This window comes from Nocardioides sp. Z21_20, assembly GCF_059766585.1.
In genome coordinates, this window is sequence record NZ_JCBAJX010000021.1 from 1 (window position 1) to 19,358 (window position 19,358).

General features: G+C 70.2%; 19 protein-coding genes, 1 tRNA gene and 3 pseudogenes. 3 read left to right on the top strand and 20 right to left on the bottom strand.

The window, feature by feature from the left end:
- Positions 1-222: 222 nt before the first annotated feature.
- Together AC6EH9_RS19465 and AC6EH9_RS19470 are read right to left on the bottom strand one after the other, a co-directional pair.
- On the bottom strand, positions 223-1,575 hold the full coding sequence (locus tag AC6EH9_RS19465; RefSeq protein WP_498425338.1) for a carotenoid oxygenase family protein: 1,353 nt from the start codon (positions 1,573-1,575) through the stop codon (positions 223-225).
- A 175-nt stretch (positions 1,576-1,750) separates the two neighbouring features.
- Positions 1,751-1,885 (bottom strand): hypothetical protein, encoded by a 135-nt coding sequence (locus AC6EH9_RS19470; protein WP_498425339.1) that lies wholly within the window; start codon positions 1,883-1,885, stop codon positions 1,751-1,753.
- Between the two features lie 406 nt (positions 1,886-2,291).
- On the opposite strand from AC6EH9_RS19470, the gene AC6EH9_RS19475 reads away from it, so the two are divergent.
- From AC6EH9_RS19475 to AC6EH9_RS19485, 3 genes are read left to right on the top strand one after another with little or no spacing between them, the layout of a single operon-like run.
- Positions 2,292-2,798, top strand: coding sequence for a sigma-70 family RNA polymerase sigma factor (locus tag AC6EH9_RS19475; protein ID WP_498425340.1), 507 nt, complete (start codon positions 2,292-2,294; stop codon positions 2,796-2,798).
- Entirely contained in the window at positions 2,795-3,604 is an 810-nt protein-coding gene (locus AC6EH9_RS19480) for a hypothetical protein (protein WP_498425341.1), read from the top strand. The genes AC6EH9_RS19475 and AC6EH9_RS19480 overlap by 4 nt, the downstream gene beginning before the upstream one ends.
- An 18-nt stretch (positions 3,605-3,622) precedes the next feature.
- A complete protein-coding gene (locus tag AC6EH9_RS19485) occupies positions 3,623-4,081 on the top strand; it encodes a hypothetical protein (RefSeq protein ID WP_498425342.1) in 459 nt (152 codons plus the stop codon).
- A 137-nt stretch (positions 4,082-4,218) separates the two neighbouring features.
- Here AC6EH9_RS19485 and AC6EH9_RS19490 read toward each other — a convergent pair.
- From AC6EH9_RS19490 to xerD, 18 genes and pseudogenes are all read right to left on the bottom strand, one after another.
- A pseudogene (locus AC6EH9_RS19490) lies at positions 4,219-4,403 on the bottom strand (IS3-like element ISPfr13 family transposase); the annotation flags it as partial.
- Between the two features lie 395 nt (positions 4,404-4,798).
- Complete coding sequence (locus tag AC6EH9_RS19495; protein WP_498425343.1) at positions 4,799-5,347, bottom strand: SDR family NAD(P)-dependent oxidoreductase; 549 nt, start codon at positions 5,345-5,347, stop codon at positions 4,799-4,801.
- A gap of 360 nt (positions 5,348-5,707) precedes the next feature.
- Complete coding sequence (locus tag AC6EH9_RS19500; protein WP_498425344.1) at positions 5,708-6,238, bottom strand: GNAT family N-acetyltransferase; 531 nt, start codon at positions 6,236-6,238, stop codon at positions 5,708-5,710.
- 67 nt (positions 6,239-6,305) lie between these two features.
- Positions 6,306-6,800: a nitroreductase family deazaflavin-dependent oxidoreductase gene (locus tag AC6EH9_RS19505; RefSeq protein ID WP_498425367.1), complete on the bottom strand. Its 495-nt coding sequence runs from the start codon at positions 6,798-6,800 to the stop codon at positions 6,306-6,308.
- A gap of 154 nt (positions 6,801-6,954) precedes the next feature.
- Positions 6,955-7,200: pseudogene (locus tag AC6EH9_RS19510) on the bottom strand (IS3-like element ISTesp3 family transposase); the annotation flags it as partial.
- A gap of 35 nt (positions 7,201-7,235) precedes the next feature.
- Positions 7,236-7,670 (bottom strand): annotated as a pseudogene (locus tag AC6EH9_RS19515) (RHS repeat-associated core domain-containing protein); the annotation flags it as partial.
- A gap of 172 nt (positions 7,671-7,842) precedes the next feature.
- A tRNA-Pro gene (locus AC6EH9_RS19520) sits at positions 7,843-7,916 on the bottom strand.
- 73 nt (positions 7,917-7,989) lie between these two features.
- Positions 7,990-9,336: a ribosome biogenesis GTPase Der gene (gene der, locus AC6EH9_RS19525; RefSeq protein ID WP_498425368.1), complete on the bottom strand. Its 1,347-nt coding sequence runs from the start codon at positions 9,334-9,336 to the stop codon at positions 7,990-7,992.
- 35 nt (positions 9,337-9,371) lie between these two features.
- Entirely contained in the window at positions 9,372-10,157 is a 786-nt protein-coding gene (locus AC6EH9_RS19530; protein ID WP_498425345.1) for a lysophospholipid acyltransferase family protein, read from the bottom strand.
- Positions 10,154-10,843: a (d)CMP kinase gene (gene cmk, locus AC6EH9_RS19535; RefSeq protein ID WP_498425347.1), complete on the bottom strand. Its 690-nt coding sequence runs from the start codon at positions 10,841-10,843 to the stop codon at positions 10,154-10,156. The genes AC6EH9_RS19530 and cmk overlap by 4 nt, the downstream gene beginning before the upstream one ends.
- Before the next feature lie 57 nt (positions 10,844-10,900).
- Positions 10,901-11,995 (bottom strand): prephenate dehydrogenase, encoded by a 1,095-nt coding sequence (locus AC6EH9_RS19540; protein ID WP_498425348.1) that lies wholly within the window; start codon positions 11,993-11,995, stop codon positions 10,901-10,903.
- A gap of 100 nt (positions 11,996-12,095) precedes the next feature.
- Positions 12,096-12,851, bottom strand: a complete 756-nt coding sequence (locus AC6EH9_RS19545) for a pseudouridine synthase (RefSeq protein WP_498425349.1) — start codon at positions 12,849-12,851, stop codon at positions 12,096-12,098.
- The gene (gene scpB, locus AC6EH9_RS19550; protein ID WP_498425350.1) at positions 12,848-13,516 is read right to left on the bottom strand and encodes an SMC-Scp complex subunit ScpB; all 669 of its coding nucleotides are present in this window, start codon (positions 13,514-13,516) and stop codon (positions 12,848-12,850) included. Before scpB ends, AC6EH9_RS19545 begins: the two co-directional genes overlap by 4 nt.
- The gene (locus AC6EH9_RS19555) at positions 13,509-14,393 is read right to left on the bottom strand and encodes a segregation and condensation protein A (protein WP_498425351.1); all 885 of its coding nucleotides are present in this window, start codon (positions 14,391-14,393) and stop codon (positions 13,509-13,511) included. The genes scpB and AC6EH9_RS19555 overlap by 8 nt, the downstream gene beginning before the upstream one ends.
- The gene (locus AC6EH9_RS19560) at positions 14,390-14,755 is read right to left on the bottom strand and encodes a hypothetical protein (protein WP_498425369.1); all 366 of its coding nucleotides are present in this window, start codon (positions 14,753-14,755) and stop codon (positions 14,390-14,392) included. Before AC6EH9_RS19560 ends, AC6EH9_RS19555 begins: the two co-directional genes overlap by 4 nt.
- Before the next feature lie 2 nt (positions 14,756-14,757).
- Entirely contained in the window at positions 14,758-15,639 is an 882-nt protein-coding gene (locus AC6EH9_RS19565; RefSeq protein ID WP_498425352.1) for a ParA family protein, read from the bottom strand.
- 166 nt (positions 15,640-15,805) lie between these two features.
- On the bottom strand, positions 15,806-18,433 hold the full coding sequence (locus tag AC6EH9_RS19570; protein ID WP_498425353.1) for a DEAD/DEAH box helicase: 2,628 nt from the start codon (positions 18,431-18,433) through the stop codon (positions 15,806-15,808).
- The gene (gene xerD, locus AC6EH9_RS19575) at positions 18,430-19,332 is read right to left on the bottom strand and encodes a site-specific tyrosine recombinase XerD (protein ID WP_498425354.1); all 903 of its coding nucleotides are present in this window, start codon (positions 19,330-19,332) and stop codon (positions 18,430-18,432) included. Before xerD ends, AC6EH9_RS19570 begins: the two co-directional genes overlap by 4 nt.
- Positions 19,333-19,358: the final 26 nt, after the last annotated feature.

Consider the following 19,358-nt stretch of genomic DNA (forward strand, 5'->3'; position numbering starts at 1 on the left):
TCGGGGTACTTCCTTGGTGCTGCCATGACTCTCATCCTCCATGGATTGAGAGCCTCCACCAGACCCGGGGCGATTCAGCGTGCAGCCGACGTAGCCCGAAACAACTGCCACGATGCCTATCACCACGTCTGGGACATCTACAGGATTGCCGACTGTCGCTAGGCCACAAAACAAGGTCCGCGGCACAACAGGACGCCACGCTCGGACCCCGAAGTCCAATGCTCAGGCGAGGGCGGAGTCGGGGATCCAGTTCCCATGAAATCCCTGCGGCACCCGGGCCGGCAGGTGGACCGTGGCCACCGGATGTCCGAAGTCGTGGGCATCGATGATCACCAGGTCGCTGGCGCCGCGCGCCGCGTCGTACACGTAGCCCATGAGCCAACCGTCGTCCTCGCCAGCCGCGCTGCCAGCCGGGACGAACACCATCTCACTGGCGATGCGGCCGGAGCCCAGGTCCACCTCGACGCTGGTGCCGCCGACAAGGTCGTGCTTGCGCACAGCGGTCCGAGGGTCATCGCCTAGGGCGCCCAAGTCGAGCACCGAGGATGCGCCGATCGTGTAGCCGTAGCGGTGCCGGCGGCCAGTGAGTCGTTCGTCCCCGCGTGGGAACTCCGTGCCGCGATCGTCGATCGTCTCGGTGAGGACCTTGCGTGCCCGCGGGTCGATCGTCCAGCGCTCCAGACGGGGACGATCGGACACGGGCTCGCCGTCCTCGGCGAAGGCGTGGTCGTGCACCACCAGGTCGATGATCACTCGATCACCGTCGTCGAAGGCGTTGAGGGGGTGGTAGACGAAACACGGCTCGACATCGATCCACACGACGTCGGACCCGGTGCCGGCCCGGGGCAGGAGCCCGACCCGGGCCCCGTTGTCGGGGCGCCAGCGGAAGGGCAGGGCAACGCCCTGGAGGGCGAGCTCCAGGTCGAAGAGCACAGGCAGATCGAAGAGCACGACCCGGGAGGCGGTCAGGCCCATGTCGTGGAGCATGACCGGAGCCGGAAGGTCGATGTCGACAGTGCTGACGAGCTCCCCGGCAGAGCCGATCACGTGATAGCGCAACGCGGGGTTGTCGAAGCCGTAGCTCATCACGTGCATCTCGCCGCTGTTCGGGTCGAACTTGGGGTGAGCGTTGATGCCGGCAGGGAGAGGGCCACCGAAGTTGCGCGTGGCGACCGTGTCCAGATCGCCCGTCAGCTCATACGGCAGCGACCCCTCCGTCACGGCCAGGATCCGGCCGGCGTGGGCGAACACGTTGGTGTTGCCCGAGCCGGAGTACCACCCGCCGTCCTCGTGCGGCACGGGAGACGCATCGAGGTGCGCGCTGGCCTCGGGGCTGCGCACCCAGCGGTTGCGGTACCAGCGCGGCCGGCCGCCGTGCAGGTCGACGCCGTGCACCATCCCGTCGCCCGCGAACCAGTGGTACGTGTCGGCCTGCGCTGCGAACGGGTTGGGGCCGGTGCGGAGGTACCTTCCCGCCAGGCCCGGCGGGACCGCGCCCGTGACCTCGAGATCCGTGGCGGTCACCTCGGTGGCCACCGGCGCGAAGTTGCCGTCGAGGTACGTCGCTGCAGTCATCGCCTGCTCCCTGGATAGGCCGCCGAGCCGACCCCACCAATAGACACCCTCTCCAGCTACGGGTCAATCCACCGCCTCTGGGACGCGACCCCCTGCGTCGGGACTCCCCGCAATCCGAGCGAGATCACGCCGGTGACTGGAGGCTTGGATCGGGGTCAGCGCCGATCGAGGCGGCTCAGAGTCCGAGGTCGCGGCTGGTGCTGGTCGCGAGCGCTTCGGCGGGACGGATGTAGTGGTTGAGCAGCGTGCTGAGGTCGCGGTGCCGGGTCTGTGCAGCGAACCGTTCGACCGGTGCGCCGTTGAGGATCACTTCCGACCACGCGTCACCGCCAGCTGACGACCGACCCACCAGGTCGCCCGGCAGCAGGGGCTTCGATCAAGTCATGGTCAGCCTCGTCTGCACGAGGTCCTCGGCGTTGGCCTCCTCGTTGGCACACAACAGTGAGGCCGTCCGCATCGTTTCCTGCCGTGAGCACGGGTGAACTCCACGAACTCGGCCGATTGTTCGCCGTCTCTCACGTTTTCTCCTTTCACCCCGCCTGACCGGTGCGGGCACCGGTTCAGTCGCGCCGCGCCTGCCCATCGAGGGCTCGATCGTGACGCAGGCTCAATGGGTGGACCGGTCCGCGCCACGGCCCGTCGACCGCGCCGTCGAGTGCCGTCCCTGGGAGCATCTGGGTGTTCGTACAAATGACCCGGCTGTCACGACTAAAGGGATGAAGCTGCCGATGCGTCATGAGGGTGTGGACACTAGCGAGTTCGTCGAGTTCTACACCGCGCAGAAAGATCGTTGCCTGCGGGCGGTGGTTGCCAGCGGCATGGAACAAGACCGTGCTGAGGAGGCAGTTGCGGAGGCGTTCGCCAGCGCTTGGTCGCGGTGGCGAACCGTGCGCACCATGGAGTCACCGGCCGCATGGGTAGTGCGAACAGCGATCAACCACAACATTTCGTGGTGGCGCAAACGACACCGCGAAGTGCTCTCCGCCACCTCACTGGAACGGCCGGCTACCGAGGAGTTGGGCCGAGTCGACTTGGTCGCCGCCATCCGGAAGCTGCCACCACGGCAGCGCGAAGTCGTGATCTTTCGTTACCTGCTGGACCTCGACACCGAGTCCACCGCCAAAACGATGGGGATCGCAACCGGGACCGTCAGCGCTCACCTCCACCAGGCCCTCGCGTCCCTGCGCGGGCTTCTCGCCATCTCCGAAAGGACGTCCCTGTGAACACGCAACTGGAGCAGACTCTGCGCAGCACCGCTGCGGGGCTGACCCTCGAAACCCCCGTCGTCGAGGTCCTCACCCGCGGCAGCCGCATCCGACGTCACCGACGACGCGCAGTCGGCCTCGGTGTAACGGGCGCCTTGGCCACGACGGCTTTCGGTGTCACAACCCTCGCGGGGCTGCAACCGAGCCAAGGGCCTCTCGAAGCGGTCGGACCCGCCCGCTCCGACGCGTTCCAGACTGTCTCGTGGTCCAGTACCACCACGAACCTCACAGGCCAGCAACTGATGGCCGTGCAGAAGACCTGCGCCGCTTCGGCGCGGGAGGTCGCGCAAGCCGGTGGCCTCACGGAGCGCGGCTGGGGCCTGCCCGGCACTATCTCTCCGGTGGCGGCCGAGTTGCGAAACGGCACGGTACTGACCTACTTCCGTCAGGGACGTGACTACGCAACCTGCGAGCTGGAGCTCACTGAGGCGGGCCGGTTTCGGACTCTCGGGCAGAGCGCCGGCACCGAGAAGGCCGCCCCCACCGGCGAGCACGTGGCCTTGGTCACCATGGGTGCGGCCGATCCCGGCCCCATGGGCGGGAAGCTCTCCGACGTGTTTGCTGTGGCACAGACATCCTCTGACGTCGCGCGCGTCGAGATCGTCATAGCGGGAGAGAGATACACCAGCACTGTCAACACCAACGACCTGGTCTTCTTTTGGTTCGCCGACGACCATTTCACCCAGGCCGACCTGGACCGGGCGACCATCACTTCCCTCGACACCGACGGCAACGTCCTTTCTCACAGCACCAAGGGCTTCTAGCTGACGCCAAAGGGGGCGATGGTGGTGACCGCCAGTGGAACCACGATCTGGAGCACCACGACGTCGATCATGCGGGTTGCGGGGGTCGAGTTCCCCGGCGAAGAAAACCGTCGCGGACTTCAAGATCGCGTTGTCCTCCTCGAGGCGATGGACCTTGGCCTTCAGCGCCTTGATCTCAGCCAGCTCCTCGGTGGTCGCGCCAGCGCGCTGACCGCCGTCGATGCCGGCTTGGAGCACCCAGCGACGCACGGACTCCTTGCCGACGCCGAGTTGCTTGCCCACGACCGCGGCAGCGCCGGTCAGCGAGGAGTACTCGCCACGGTGGTCGTTGACCAGCCGGATCGCCCGAGCCTTCAGCTCATCATCGATCTTCTGCGGCATGGTGCTCATCCTCCTGGACTCAAACAGGAGCGGCATCAAACTGGGGCACTTCAAGGCCACGAGGATCGCCTCCGACGAGTCGTCACCGCCAGCTGACGACTGACCCACCAGGTCGCCCGGCATCAGGGGGCCACGATCCGCCGGCACGGACACGACTTCGTCGTCGCGGCGTTTCGACTTGCTCACAACGCCGCCGACCGAGCAACTCTTGACAAGCGCTCCCCTCAGGACCGGGCCATGTCACGCACCGCGTCGACGACCTGGGCGTCGGTGATGGTCCGCGCCGCAACGGCGCGTCCGGTGTAACTTCCACGCTCGATAGGTCCGCGCGGCGATCTGGCAGCCCTTGCTCGCGCAGCACCCGACAGATCGACTCGACCGCGTGGCCGTGGCTCCTCATGGTGTCGATGAAACCCAGCCAGCATCCGTTTGTCCGCACGGCCGGGCAAGACTCACCCACCAAAGTGGGGACCACCCGCGAGAGTTTTCGCGACATAAGGCGCTGTGACTCAAAAGCGAAGTGGCCTCTGGCCCGCGTTTCCGCAGGTCAGAGGCCACTCTTCGGTCGGGCTGACAGGATTTGAACCTGCGACCCCTTGAAGCACGTGACATGGCGACCGCTGACCGTCGCCACTTGCGCATTCTTGCCCGTAACGCGCTGACCTGCACAGACGCCGCCGTAGGGGCGGCCGAAGCGCTCGCTCGTTTGATCCGAACACACCCGGATTGACCCGTTCCGCCCACGTTTCCGCGACATAAACGCGGCACGGCTCGAATCTCATTCAGCCTCGTCGGCGAGAAGGCACCCCCTGATCAGCCACCAAAGACATGGGTCGCGCTGGCACCGCCGTCGACCGCGATCTCCGCCCCGGTCACATAGCTCGACTCATCGCTGGCCAGGTACACGTACGTCGGCGCCACGTCATCGGGCTGTCCGACCCGGCGCAGCGCCACCTTGGCTCCCCCGTGCGCCATCGCCTCCTCGCCTCCGTGGGCGCGCGTCATCGGGGTGTCGATCATGCCGGGGTGGACTGAGTTCACCCGGATGCCTCGACCGCCCAGCTCGTGCGCCGCGGCCTTCGTCATGCCACGGATCGCCCACTTGGAGCCGCAGTAGGCCACGAGGTGCCCCATGCCGGCCAGACCTTCGATCGAGCTGGCATTGATGATCGAGCCTCCCCCGTTCAGCTTCATCGTCGGCACGACCGCCTGCATGCCCAGGAAGCAACCCGAGATGTTGACGGCCCACACCTGCTGCGCCTCGGTCAGCGGCATCTTGTCCAGAGCGCCGAAACGCAGGATCCCGGCATTGTTCGCCAGCACGCTGACCGGGCCGAACCTCTCGTTCGCTGCCGGGACCAACTCGGACTACGTCAGAGTGACAACCAGACCTTCAGCAGTCCCGACCGACCGAGAGCACGCTGAACTAACATGGGTGCCGGCGCAGGTCGCGGGTCGTGGTCGTGCTTCAGGAGTCCACCTTTGCGCCGAGACTTCATACGATGACCCGCTACGAGGTGCTTCGCGTGAACGATCGCCTCAGCGCCCCCAATGCGACCGCCGCCCGTCCACAAGGCGAGTTCAGGGGGCCTATGGCGCTCCGGCGAGCGCGGCTACTCGCCTTCCTCACCTCCGGGGCGATCTGGATCGCCGGGGTTTCGGTAGGAGCCGGCATGTGGACGGGACTGCGGCACCTGCATGATCGCGGTCCAACTACTCAGATCACGGTCCGGCGGTTGAGGTTCGAGGGAGCTCAACGACGACCTCCACGAGGCTGCCGAGGCGATTAACGGAGGTTGGACCCAACCGCTGCAGCATCGCCAACGACGCTAGATTGTCAGCAGCCAGGATGGTCTTGATGCGCTCGACACCCTTGGGGCGCTGCACCATGAGCTCAGACAAGAGCGTGGAAGCTGCGCCCCTGCCGCGGTAAGCCTCAGCGACGGTGACCGCTACGTCCGCCGTCGACGGCTCGTCGGGATAGCGGATCATTCGCGCCACCCCGACGGGCGTGCCGACGCCTTCGTCAGTAAGGAGGAACAACACCAACGCGACATGGTCGACTCCGTCGACTCCATCCACGAGATGATCGAGCAACGCCTCGGAGAGATAAGGAGTGCCGGTGAGGAAACGGTGGAACTGGGATTCACTGCTGAGCCCCTCGTAGCCCTGCGCGAGCCTGTCGCGGTCTTCCGGCAACAGTCCCCACGTGAGGCCGAGTGTCCCGTCCCGCAGTCGAACTTCGGTTGCCATCGGCACACCGTAGCGAGTGAGGACCGCGACCTGTCGCCGAACCGCAGACGAGCGCAATCTGTCGACGTCACCCCTCCTTCGCGCGAACCGGGTGAGGCGGCGTACCGCTGTCGTCGCTTGCTGGATCGAGCCGGAACACGGGGTGCGTCGCTGCCTCGACCCGGAGCTCGTCGTCCGAGGCGTCCGACCTCACCGCCCACCAGGTGCGCGTCACAGGCACGCGCGCGATGTAGCTGCGAATCACCGAGGTCGCATCAGCCGGAGCGAGCTCCGTGGCCCGGTAGCGACGGGTCCGACGAGTGCGGCTGAGCTCGACGACGCCGGCTGCCCGCACGTTGTGCACCCAGGACACCACGCCGTACGGGGCGACCAGGTAGGCCGTGCCGTCCAGGCTCATGACATCGACGGGCGTTGTCCGGGGTAGACCCGTCCTGCGTCCGGCCACCGTAAGGAGGTGCCGGTACGAGGCGCCCAACCCAAGCGTGGTCAGGACGGTGTAGATGCGGTTGATCATCCGGCGCCCCGGACCCGTGACGAAGATGCGTTCCCGGTTGCTGCTCATCCCATGACGGTACTCGCGCGCTCTTGGGGCGCAGAGGGCCAACTGAACGGTAGCCACGATGAAGCGCGAGGTCCTCCAAGACGCCGCCTGCTGGACCGACGAGCCGACCTGCCGCAGGGAGGTCTTCCGATGGCTCGTCCGATACAACACCCGCCGTGGCCAGGTACAGGTTGGTGCCGTCGGCGAGAGGGAGGTAGGTGATGTCGCCGACGTAGCGCTGGTTGGGCGCCGGGGCGGTGAAGTCGCGCTTGAGCAGATCCGGGTGCTTCTGCCCCGATGGCTCGGGGATCGTGGTGCGTACGCGGCGCTTCTTGACGTAGCCGGCGATACCGGCGGCACGCATGACGCGCGCGACGCGCTTGTGGTTGACCCGCTGCTCGGCTGGGGCACCGTCGTTGAGTACCCATCGCACTTGGTGAAGATGAGACCGGTGGGGTCGGACTGGTTGACGGGGTCGTTCCCGCCGTACTGGTAGCCGTTGAACTGTCGTGGATCGCCGCTGGCGAAAATGGGATCGACGCTGATGAAGCGACCCAGGAGGGTGTCGTACTTGCGGGCGCCCATGTCGGTCAGCCCGGTGGTCGCGCTCTGCGGCTTGTTGAGGAATCCGTGGTTGTCGGGCCAGGTGCCTTTGGTGCCGGGTAGGACGCTGCCGTAGGGGTCGAGCGGGCGACGTGCCACGTTCCAGGTGCTCGGGAGGACCGCGACGTGGTTGGTGCCTTGGTGGTCGGGCGCCAGCCACTGGGGGCTGCCCAGGTTCTTGCGCAGCGCGATGACTGTGCCGCTGTGGCTCGTCACCGCCAACTGAGGACTGACCCACCAGGTCCCGGCATCACGGGCCCCGATCCGCCGACACGCACACGACCGCATCGTCGCGGCGTTTCGACCGCACGCCCAGCACCCGTTGGCCCGCACGAGCGGGCAGACTCACGCGCCGAAGTCAGGACCACACGCGAGAGTAAACGCGGAATATGGCCCGGGCGACTCAAAAAACGAAGTGGCCTCTGCCCTGCGTTTCCGCAGGTCAGAGGCCACTTTTCGGTCGGGCTGACAGGATTTGAACCTGCGACCCCTTGACCCCCAGTCAAGTGCGCTACCAAGCTGCGCTACAGCCCGAATCGCTCGTCCGACATTGTCGGGCGAAGCGGGATGAACACTACCGCAGCCTCGCCCGACCTGGGGAATCGGGTCAGCGCTTGCGCTTCTCGCGCACCCGCTGGGTGAGCACGATCGGCGAGCCGACGAAGCCGAACTCCTCGCGCAGACGGCGCTCGATGAACCGCTCGTACGACGCGTCGAGCTTGCCGCTGGTGAACAGGATGAACGTCGGCGGGGCCGTGGTGGCCTGGGTGCCGAACATGATCTTGGCCTGCTTGCCGCTGCGCACCGGGTGCGGGTGCTCGGCGACCAGACGACCCAGGAAGTTGTTCAGCTGCCCGGTGGTGATCCGGGTCTCCCAGCCCTCGATCGCCTTGTCCAGGGCCACCGCGAGCCGGTCGACGTGCCACCCGGTGCGGGCGGTGATGTTGATCCGCGGCGCCCACGCCACCTGGACCAGGTCGCGCTCGATCTCGCGATCCAGGTAGTAGCGGCGCTCCTCGTCGACGAGGTCCCACTTGTTGAACGCGATGACCAGCGCGCGCCCGGCCTCGCGGACGGTCTGGATGATCCGGATGTCCTGCTCGGTGATGCTCTGGCTGGCGTCGATCACCAGCACCGCCACCTCGGCGCGGTCGATGGCCGTGGTGGTCCGCAGCGAGGCGTAGTACTCGTGCCCGGAGGCTTCCTTGACCCGCTTGCGGATGCCGGCGGTGTCGATGAAGCGCCAGGGCCGCCCGGCGAACTCCACGAGCTCGTCGACCGGGTCGACGGTCGTGCCGGAGGCGTCGTCGACCACCACCCGGTCCTGGCCGGCGAGCTTGTTCAGCAGCGAGGACTTGCCGACGTTGGGGCGTCCCACGATCGCGATGCGGCGCGGACCGCCCGGCGGGTCCCACGACTCCGGCGGCGTCTCGGGCAGCGCGTCGAGGATCGCGTCCAGCAGGTCGCCCGAGCCGCGGCCGTGCACCGCGGAGACCGGGTGCGGCTCGCCGAGACCGAGGTTCCACAGGCCGTAGGCCTCCGCCTCGGTGCGCTGGTCGTCGACCTTGTTGGCGGCCAGGATGATCGGCTTCTTGGAGCGGCGCAGGATCTTGACGACGGCCTCGTCGTGGTCGGTGATCCCCACCGTCGCGTCGACGACGAAGAGCACGGCGTCGGCCAGCCCGATCGCGATCTCGGCCTGGGCGGCGATCCGCTCGGCGAGCCCCTGGGCGTCGGGGTTCCAGCCACCGGTGTCCACGACCGTGAAGGCGCGCCCGTTCCAGTTGGCGTCGTAGGAGACCCGGTCGCGGGTGACCCCGGGGCGGTCCTCCACGACGGCCTCGCGGCGGCCGATGATGCGGTTGACCAGCGTCGACTTGCCGACGTTGGGACGCCCGACGACGGCGAGCACCGGCACCGGCCCCAGCGACGTTTCCCCACCGGCGTCAACCATCGGGTCGGTGGCGTCGGGGGACGCGTCGTACTCAGTCATCTTGCTCCTTGCTCGACGACACCGGTCTGCGGGTCGTCCTCGAGTTCTCCAGGGGGCATCGGACCTGGCAGGTCCTGCCCCGTCAGCGCACGGGCCACGTCGAGATGGGCCACCATGTGCTCCCTGAGCAACAGTGACACCTGCCTGACTTGTTCCCGTGTGCGAGGCCACGGCTGTGCCGCGACCCGGTACGGCGTGCCGTACACGACGTCTATGGTCCCACCTCGTGGGGGCAGCGCGCTCGCGCCCGCCCCGGGCGCACGAGTGCCGAGGAAGGCGACGGGCACCACCGGCGCACCGGTGACCAGGGCGAGGTACGCGGCGCCGCGGTGGAAGTGCGCCAGGTCGCCCTCCCCGCGTCGGCCCTCGGGGAAGATGCCGACCACTCCCCCGTCGCGCAGCACCCGCAGGCAGGTCCGCACCGCGGCCACGTCGACCGAGAACCGGTCAAGCGGCACCTGGCCGCTCCACTGGAAGAAGCGCCCGGCCCGGCCGCGGAACATCTCGATCTTGGTGAGCGCGTGCACCGGCCGCGGCGTGAGAGCCGCCATCAGCGGTCCGTCCGCCACCCCGATGTGGTTGCCCGCCAGGATGACCGGTCCGCTGGGTGGCAGGTGCGCCAGCCCCTGCACCCGCACCCGGTAGAGCCTGCGGACGAAGAACTCGACCAACGGCCGTGCGCCGCGCAGCAGCCAGAGCGGTGGGTGCCTCGTCTCCGCGCTGCGGGGAAGCTCGGTGTGCGGCGCCCCGCCGCGGGTCGTCCGCGTACGAAGAGCGCTCACGCTCGAGCCTCGACCGCCTCCACCAGCGCGACCACCTGGGCGATGACCTGCTCGAGCGTGTACGCCGTGGTGTCGATGTGGGCGGCGCCGTCGGCCTGCACCAGCGGGGCGACGGCCCGGCCGGAGTCGATCGCGTCGCGAGCCAGCAGGGACGCCTGGGTGGCGGCCACGTCCGCGCCGCCCTCCTCCGCCGCGCGGCGCGCGGCCCGGGCGGTCGGGTCTGCGGTGAGGTACACCTTCACCTGGGCGTCGGGGGCGACCACCGAGCCGATGTCGCGGCCCTCGACGACGATGCCGCCCTCGCCGATCGCCTCGCGCTGCAGCTGCAGCAGCCGGGCCCGGACCTCGGGCACCGCGCTGACCGGGCTGACCGCGGCGTTGACCTCGTCGGAGCGGATCGCGGTGCCGACGTCCACGCCGTCGACCAGGATCGCCGGGCTGACCGGGTCGGTGCCCGAGCGGATGTCGGGCTGGTCGGCGACGGCCGCGACCGCGGCGGCGTCGTGCACGTCCACGCCCATCCGGATCATCCACCAGGTCATCGCCCGGAACATCGCCCCGGTGTCCAGGTAGCGCAGGCCCAGCCGGCTGGCGGCACCTCTCGACGTGCTCGACTTGCCCGATCCCGAGGGTCCGTCGATCGCGACGACCACGCCGGGGCGGGCATCCGCGGGGGTGCTGCTCACTGCGACTGCTCCTTAGCTGGGGAATGCGTCCCGGGGACGGGAGGCACCCCCCGAATCCTACCGGTGAGTGACCCAGCCCCGTGCTTCGAGAGAGCCGAGCAGGTGATCGGCCCGCGCCTCCTCGACGAGCAGCTCCACCAGACCGACCGGTCGCCCGGGATCGTGGTCGATGTGGATGTCCTCGATGTTCACCCCGCTGGCGCCGGCGTCGGCCAGCAGCCGCGCCAGCTCCCCGGCCGCGTCGGGCACCGACACGAACACCGCGCGCATCGGCCGGGCCGGTCCGCCGTGCTTGCCTGGGATCGCCCGGGTGCCCGCGACGCCGCGCGCCAGCAGCGCACCGAGCGCCGCGCGCTCACCGGACTCGACGGCGCTCATCAGCGCATCCAGCTCGCCGCGGACCTCGCCGAGCAGCGCGAGCAGCGCCTCGGCGTTGCCGGAGACGATCTGCTGCCACAGGCCGGGGTCGCCGCCGGCGACCCGGGTCACGTCGCGGACTCCCTGACCCGACAGCGCCAGGTGCTCGGGCGGGGCGTCGGCCAGCCGCCCGGCGACCAGGGACGCCAGCAGGTGCGGCAGGTGCGAGGTCCGGGCCACCGCCTTGTCGTGCTCGCGCGGGCTCAGGTGCACCGGCACCGCGCCACACAGGCGCGCCAGGGCCTCCACCAGCGCGACCGCCTCGGGCGTGGCCCCCTCGTGCGGCGTGATCGCCCAGGGACGACCGTCGAACAGCGAGGCCGACGCCGCCAGCGGACCCGACCGCTCGCTGCCGGCCATCGGGTGGGAGCCGACGTAGCGCGCGGCCTGCTCGGGCGTCGCCGCGTCCAGCACCGCGCGCAGCGGCTCGCCCTTGACGCTGCCCACGTCGGTCACCACCGCGCCGGCGTCGGCGAGACTCGCGGTGATCACCTCGCCGAGATGGTCGGGAGGCACCGCCACCACCACCAGCTGCACCGGGGTGCCCGGCTCGTCCATCCGCCCCGCGCCGAGCCCGGAGGCGGTGCGCACGTTCTCCGTGGAGACGTCCGCGAGCAGCACGTCCAGCCCGGCCCGGCGACAGGCCAGCGCGATCGAGGTGCCCAGCAGCCCGGCTCCGACCACCCGCACCGGCCCGACCAGGCCACCTTCTCGTGGGTTGTGTGCCTGGGTCACCGCTGCTCCTCGTCCCGCTCTGCCCCGGGGGCTCTCCCGGTCGCACCCAGGCTATCGAGGCGCCCGCCGGCGTCGGCGAGGGCACCGGCTCTGCGGCGCCTCACAGCTGGGCGCTGTCCAGCAGAGCGCCGAGCTCCTCCCGGGTCAGGTCGCGCAGCTTGCCCGGCGCCAGGTTCTGCATCCGCACCGGCCCGATCGCGGTGCGGCTCAGCTTGCGGACCGGGTGGCCCACGTGCTCCAGCAGCCTGCGCACGATCCGGTTGCGGCCCTCGTGGATGACGATCTCGACGATCGTGCGGCCCTTCGCCGCGCCCTGCCCGTGCTGGACGAGCTTGGCCCGCGAGACCGTGACCGGTCCGTCCTCGAGCCGTACGCCGCGCCGCAGCCGCTCCAGGGTCTCGGCAGCGACGACCCCCTCCACCTCGGCGACGTAGGTCTTGTCCACCTCGTAGGACGGGTGCGCCATCCGGTGCGCGAAGTCCCCGTCGTTGGTGAGCAGGATCAGCCCGGAGGTGTCGGTGTCGAGCCGGCCCACGTGGAAGAGCCGCTCAGACCGGTCGTCGACCAGGTCCTGCAGGGTCCGTCGTCCCTCGGGGTCCGACATCGTCGAGACGACGCCGCGGGGCTTGTTGAGCACCAGGTAGACGTGCGCCGAGATCGGCGGCAGCCGCTTGCCGGAGACGCGGACCACGGCCGTGCGGGGGTCCACCTTGGTGCCCAGGCGGGTGACCACCTCGCCGTCGACCTCGACCTCGCCCTCGAGCATCAGCTCCTCGCACTTGCGGCGCGAGGCGATGCCCGACTGGGCCAGCAGCTTCTGCAGCCGAATCAGCCCGTCGTCGTCGGTCTCGATCACGGTGTGGTGGTCCCTTCGTCGGTGTCGGTGGGCGCAGCGGTGTCCAGCGTGGGTGCGGCCGGGGCGGGCGTGCCCGCCAGCATGGCCAGGTCGTCCTCCATGTCGTCCATGGAGGGCAGGTAGGGGGCGAGCTCGGGCAGCTCGTCGAGCGAGCTGATCCCGATCCGCTCCAGGAAGTAGCTCGTCGTGCGGTAGAGGTTGGCGCCGGTCTCGCCGTCCTGGCCGGCCTCGGCGACCAGGCCGCGGGTGAGCAGGGTCCGCATCACCCCGTCGACGTTGACCCCACGGATCGCCGAGACCCGGGCCCGGGAGACGGGCTGCTTGTAGGCCACCACCGCGAGCGTCTCCAGCGCCGCCTGGGTGAGCCGCGCCGACTGGCCCTCCAGCACGAAGGCCTCGACCACCCCGGCGTACTCGTCGCGGGTGTAGAAGCGCCAGCCGCCCGCCACGTGGCGCAGCTCGAATCCGCGCCCCTGCGCGTCGTACTCGTCGGCCAGGTCACGCAGCGCCTGGTCCACCTCGGCGGCCGGGTAGCCGACCGCGGTGGCCAGCACCATCCGGTCCAGCGGCTGGTCGGCGACCATCAGGATCGCCTCCAGCGCCGGGCGCAACGCGGCCCGCGCCACCTCCTCGGCCGGGCCGGCCGAGGCCGTCTCCTCAGTCATCGCTCTCCTCCCCCTGCCGGGGCTCGTCACGGATGCGCGGCGGCGGCTGGCCGTCGAACTCGTCGGTGATCTCGATCTCCGCGCCGTCACCGCCGGTCCAGCGCACGGTGAGCTCGCCCAGCGGCGTCATCTGCTCGAAGGAGACCACGCCCTCGCGGAACAGCTCCAGCAGCGACAGGAAGCGCGCCACCGTGGTCAGGGTGTCGGGCGAGTCGCCGCACAGCGCACGGAAGGTCATCGTGCCCGAGCGCCGCAGCCGCTCCACCACCAGGGCCGCCTGCTCCTTGACGCTCACCTTCGGCGCGTGGATGTGGGTCAGCGACACCTCGAGCACCGGCTTGGGGGCCAGCGCCCGGGCCGCCAGCGCGGCGAACTGCTCCAGACCGATGCCGATGAGCACCTCCGGCAGCAGCGTGGCGAAGCGCTCCTCCAGCCCCACGGCGCGCGGGTGGCGGCGCGACTCGTCGGCGAGCCGGCGCGACATCACCCCGGCCACCTGCTTGAACGCCTTGTACTGCAGCAGCCGGGCGAAGAGCAGGTCGCGGGCCTCGAGCAGGGCGAGGTCCTCCTCGTCCTCCACGTCGCCCTGGGGAAGCAGCCGCGCGGCCTTGAGGTCCAGCAGCGTCGAGGCGACCAGCAGGAACGACGTGGTCTGCTCCAGGTCCCAGACCGGGCCGCCGGCCTTCACATAGGCGATGAACTCGTCGGTGACCTGCGAGAGGGCGACCTCGGTGATGTCCAGCTTGTGCTTGGCGATCAGGCTGAGCAGCAGGTCGAAGGGACCCTCGAAGTTCGTCAGCCGCACGGCGAAGCCGGGGCCGTGCTCGGCCGCCGGCGTCTCCGTCTCCCTTCGGCGTCCCGACACCCGGGTGCTCACTCCTCGCTCAGGCGGCGCACCAGCGGGCTGTCGGCGCCCTCGGCCTCGAGGTCGGAGAGCGCCAGCGCGATCGCGGCGCGCACCAGCCGTCCCCGGTCCACCGCCAGCCCGTGCCGGCTGCGCAGCGTCAGGCGGGCCTGCTCGAGGTCCATCAGCTCGTCGGAGGTGACGTAGACGGTCATCTTCTCGTCGTGCCGCACCCGCCCGCTCGGCTTGCGCGGCGTGCTCGCGGCGGGCGGCGCGCTCGCGGCGGGCGGCGCGCTCGCGGCGGGCGGCGCGGCCTCGGCCGCGGGGCCCGGCGGGGCCGCGGCCTCGGTGGGGACCGGGGCGGTCGGTCGGAAGAGGTCGTCGGCGGACGGCAGGCTCACGCGCCGGGACAACGCGCCAGCACCTCCTTGGCCAGGTCGCGGTAGGCCTGGGCGCCCGCGGACGCCGAGGCGTACGACGTGATCGGCTCGCCCGCCACGGTGGAGTCGGAGAACTTGACCGTGCGGCGGATGACGGTGTGGAAGACCTTGTCCCCCCACGCCTGGACCAGCCGGTCCATCACCTCGCGGCCGTGCAGGGTGCGCCCGTCGAACATGGTGCCGAGCACGCCGTCGATCTCCAGGTCGGGGTTGAGCCGCTCCTGGACCTTGTCGATCGTGGTCTTGAGCAGCGCCACGCCGCGCAGCGCGAAGTACTCGCACTCCAGCGGGATGATCACCCCGTCGGAGGCGGTCAGCGCGTTGACGGTGAGCAGGCCCAGCGACGGCTGGCAGTCGATCAGGATCACGTCGTACTGGGACAGGGCGGGCTTCAGCACCCGCTGCAGGCTCTGCTCACGCGCCACCTCGTGCACCAGCTGCACCTCGGCGGCGGACAGGTCGATGTTGGAGGGCAGCAGGTCCATCCCGGGCACGCCGGAGGGCACCACGACGTCGTCGACGGTGACGTCGCGCTCCATCAGCAGGTTGTAGACGCTGAGGTCCATCTCGTGCGGGTTGAGCCCCAGGCCCACCGACAGCGACCCCTGCGGGTCGAAGTCGACCAGCAGGACCTTGCGGCCGAACTCCGCGAGCGCCGCGCCGAGGTTGATGGTGGTGGTGGTCTTGCCGACCCCGCCCTTCTGGTTGCACAGGGCGATCACCCGGGCGTTGCCGGTGTTGGTGCGCGGACCCGGCTCGGGAAGGTCCGGGAGGGGCCGCCCCGTCGGCCCGAGCACGGTCGACGACGCGGGGCTCTGGAACGGCAGGTGTTCGGTCACGCGGTGCTCAGCTCCTGGGGAGGTCGTCGGTTCGGCCGTGGGTGACGCGGGAGGGGTGGTCACGGGCCCACGTCCGTCCCTGATCGTAATTGTCGACTCAGCGACACCGCGTGCGGCATGCCCGCGACTCTAGGACCGGGGCCAGCGGGCCACAACCTCGGGGCCACTACAGCCGGCGCAGCCCGGTGGCGAAGACGATCGCCTCGCCGGCCTCGTCGGAGGCGTCGAGGTCCACGGTCGCCTCGAGCACCCAGTCGTGGTGGCCCTCGGGGTCGTCGAGGACCTGGCGCACCCGCCAGACCCGCACCGGCGTCTCGTCGTCGGTCCCTGGAGCCGGGGCCCGTCCGGGCTCGACCTGGAACAGCTGCGGTCCGCGGGCCTGGCTGCCGGTGCCGATCTCGTCGTGCTCGCCGTAGTAGGCCTCCAGCGCCTCGTCCCAGGCGCTGCGGGTCACCTGGAGCTCGCGCGGCGGCTCGAACCGGTCCGCGACCGCGCGCTCGCCCTTGGTCAGCGCGTCCACGTCGTCGCGTGCGGCCAGCACGACGCGGTGGAAGACCGCGTTGCGGACCATCACCCGGAACGCGCGCTCCTGCTGGGTGATCGGGCGCGAGGAGGCCGGGGCGGTCTGGTCCAGGGCGTGCGCCACCGCGTCGCGCACCGCGTTCGGATCGGCGTCGGGGGCGCTGAGCGCCTCCCACTCGTCGAGCAGCGAGGAGTCCGTCTGGCGCACGGTCTCCCCCAGCCACTCGATCAGGTCCTCCAGCTCCGGGGTGCGGTGCGCGTCGGGGACGGTGTGGTTGAGCGTGCGGTAGGCGTCGGTGAGGTAGCGCAGCACCAGCCCCTCGGAGCGGGCCAGCTCGTAGCGCTTGACGAACTCGGTGAAGCCCATCCCCTGCTCGTACATCTCGCGCACGATCGACTTGGGCCCGAGCGCGTCCTCACGCAGCCAGGGGTGGCCCTGGCGGTAGAGCTCGTAGGCGGCTCCCAGCATCTCGGCCAGCGGCTGGGGCCAGGTGATCTTGTCCAGCAGCGCCATCCGCTCCTCGTACTCCAGCCCGTCGGCCTTCATCTCCGCGACGGCCTCACCGCGCGCGGCGTGCTGCTGGGCCATCAGGATCTGGCGTGGGGCCTCGAGCACGGACTCCACGACCGAGACGATGTCGAGGGTGTAGGTCTCCGACTCGGGGTCGAGGATCTCCAGGGCGGCCAGGGCGAAGTGCGCCAGCGGCTGGTTGAGGGCGAAGTCGACCGGCAGGTCGAGGGTCAGCACGTAGCGCCGGCCGAGCTCGTCGGGCTCCTCGAGGCGGGTGAGTACGCCGGAGCGCAGCAGGCTGCGGGCCAGGCGCAGCGCGCGCCGGCTCAGCCGCAGCTGCTGGCGCCGCTCCTCGTGGTTGTCCTGCAGCAGCCGCCGCAGCACCGGGAAGGCGTCCTCCTCGCGGGCGACGACGTTGAGCAGCATCGCGTTGTCGACCTTCATCCGCGACACCAGCTGCTCCGGCGTCCCGTGCACGAGCTTGTCGAAGGTCTGCTCGGTCCACACCACCGTGCCCTCGGGAGGCTTCTTCAGCTGCGGCTTGCTCTTCTTCTTCGGGTTGGCGGCGTTCTTGGCCTCGGACTTCTTGCGGGCCTTCTCGTTCTCGATGGTGTGCTCGGGGGCCTGCACCACGACGTACCCCGCGGCGTCGAAGCCCGCCCGGCCGGCCCGACCGGCGATCTGGTGGAACTCCCGCGAGCGCAGCACCCGCTGCCGGCTGCCGTCGAACTTCGCCAGCCCGGTGAAGAGCACGGTGCGGATCGGGACGTTGATGCCCACCCCGAGCGTGTCGGTGCCGCAGATGACCTTGAGCAGGCCCAGCTGGGCGAGCTGCTCGACGAGGCGGCGGTACTTGGGCAGCATCCCCGCGTGGTGCACGCCGATGCCCTGGCGCAGCAGCTTGGACAGGGTCTTGCCGAAGCCGGCACCGAAGCGGAAGGTGGCGATCTGCTCGGCGATCCGGTCGCGCTCCTCGCGGCTGGCGATCGGGCTGCCCAGCAGCGTGCGCGCGTGGTCGACGGCGTTGGCCTGGGTGAAGTGCACGACGTAGACCGGTGCCTGATGGGTGCTGACCAGCTCCTCCAGGGTCTCCGCGAGCGGTGTCATCGCCCACCGGAAGCTCAGCGGCACCGGCCGCTCGGCGTCGTCGACGACCGAGGTCTCGCGGCCGTTGCGCCGGGTCAGGTCGTCGACGAAGCGGGTGACGTCGCCCAGCGTCGCCGACATCAGCAGGAACTGCGCCTGCGGGAGCTCCAGCAGCGGCACCTGCCAGGCCCAGCCGCGGTCGGGCTCGGAGTAGAAGTGGAACTCGTCCATCACGACCAGGCCGACGTCGGCGCGCCTGCCCTCGCGCAGGGCGATGTTGGCCAGCACCTCCGCGGTGCAGCAGATGATCGGGGCGTCGGAGTTCACCGAGGCGTCCCCGGTCAGCATCCCGACGTTCTCCGCCCCGAAGACCTCGCACAGCGCGAAGAACTTCTCGCTCACCAGTGCCTTGATCGGCGCGGTGTAGAAGCTCACCCGGTCGCCGGCGTACGCCGCGAAGTGGGCGGCCGTCGCCACCAGCGACTTCCCCGACCCGGTCGGCGTCGCCAGGATCACGTTGTTGCCGCTGAGCAGCTCGACGATCGCCTCGTCCTGGTGCGGGTACGGCTTGGTCCCCGCGGCGCTCGCCCAGGCGCTGAAGACGTCGTAGAGCCGGTCGGCGTCAGCCTCCTCGGGTCGGGGAGCGAGCCGGTCGAGGCGTCTCTCGTCGCTCACGAACGAGCCCTCGGATGGGCCACGGCAAAGACCTCGCGCAAGTTGTCCACGGTCACCAGTGTGTACACCTGGGTCGTGGTCACCGACGCGTGCCCCAGGAGTTCCTGCACCACGCGCACGTCCGCGCCCCCGTCGAGCAGGTGCGTGGCGAAGGAGTGACGCAACGTGTGCGGGGACACGTCGACCGGCACACCGGCCCGTTCGGCGGTCCGGGCGAGCACCGTCCAGGCGCTCTGCCGCGACAGCCGACCGCCGCGGGCGTTGAGGAAGAGGGCCGGCGTGCCGCGCCCGGCCGTGACCAGCTCGGGGCGGGCGCGCACCAGGTAGGCCTCGACCGCCTCGCGGGCGTAGGACCCGAGCGGAACCAGCCGCTCCTTGCCGCCCTTGCCGCGCAGCAGCACGACCCCGTCGACCGGGTCGAGGTCGTCGACGTCGAGTCCGACCGCCTCCGAGATCCGGGCCCCGGTGCCGTAGAGCACCTCGAGCAGGGCACGGTCGCGCAGGGCCAGCGTGGTGCCCGGCGCCCCAGCGGCCTCCAGGATCGCCTCGACGTCGCGCAGCGCGAGGGCCTTGGGCAGTCGCTTGGCGGGCGTCGGCGGCTTCACCGCGCTGGCCGGGTCCACCGTGGTCAGCCCGTCGTGCACGGCGAACTTGTGGAAGCCGCGCACCGCCACGATCGTGCGCGCGGCCGAGCTGGCCGACAGCGGCGGGTGCTCGGCGTCGCCCTCGCGCAGGCGCACCAGGAACGACGAGACCGTCGCCTCGGTGACCGCGTCGAGCTCCTCGACGCCCGACTGGGCGAGGAACCCGAGGTAGCGCCGCAGGTCACGGCGGTACGACGACAGGGTGTTGGCGGCCAGTCCCCGTTCCACGCCCAGGTGGTCGAGGTAGGTGCGCACCGCGCGCACCAGGGAGTTGGGTCCGG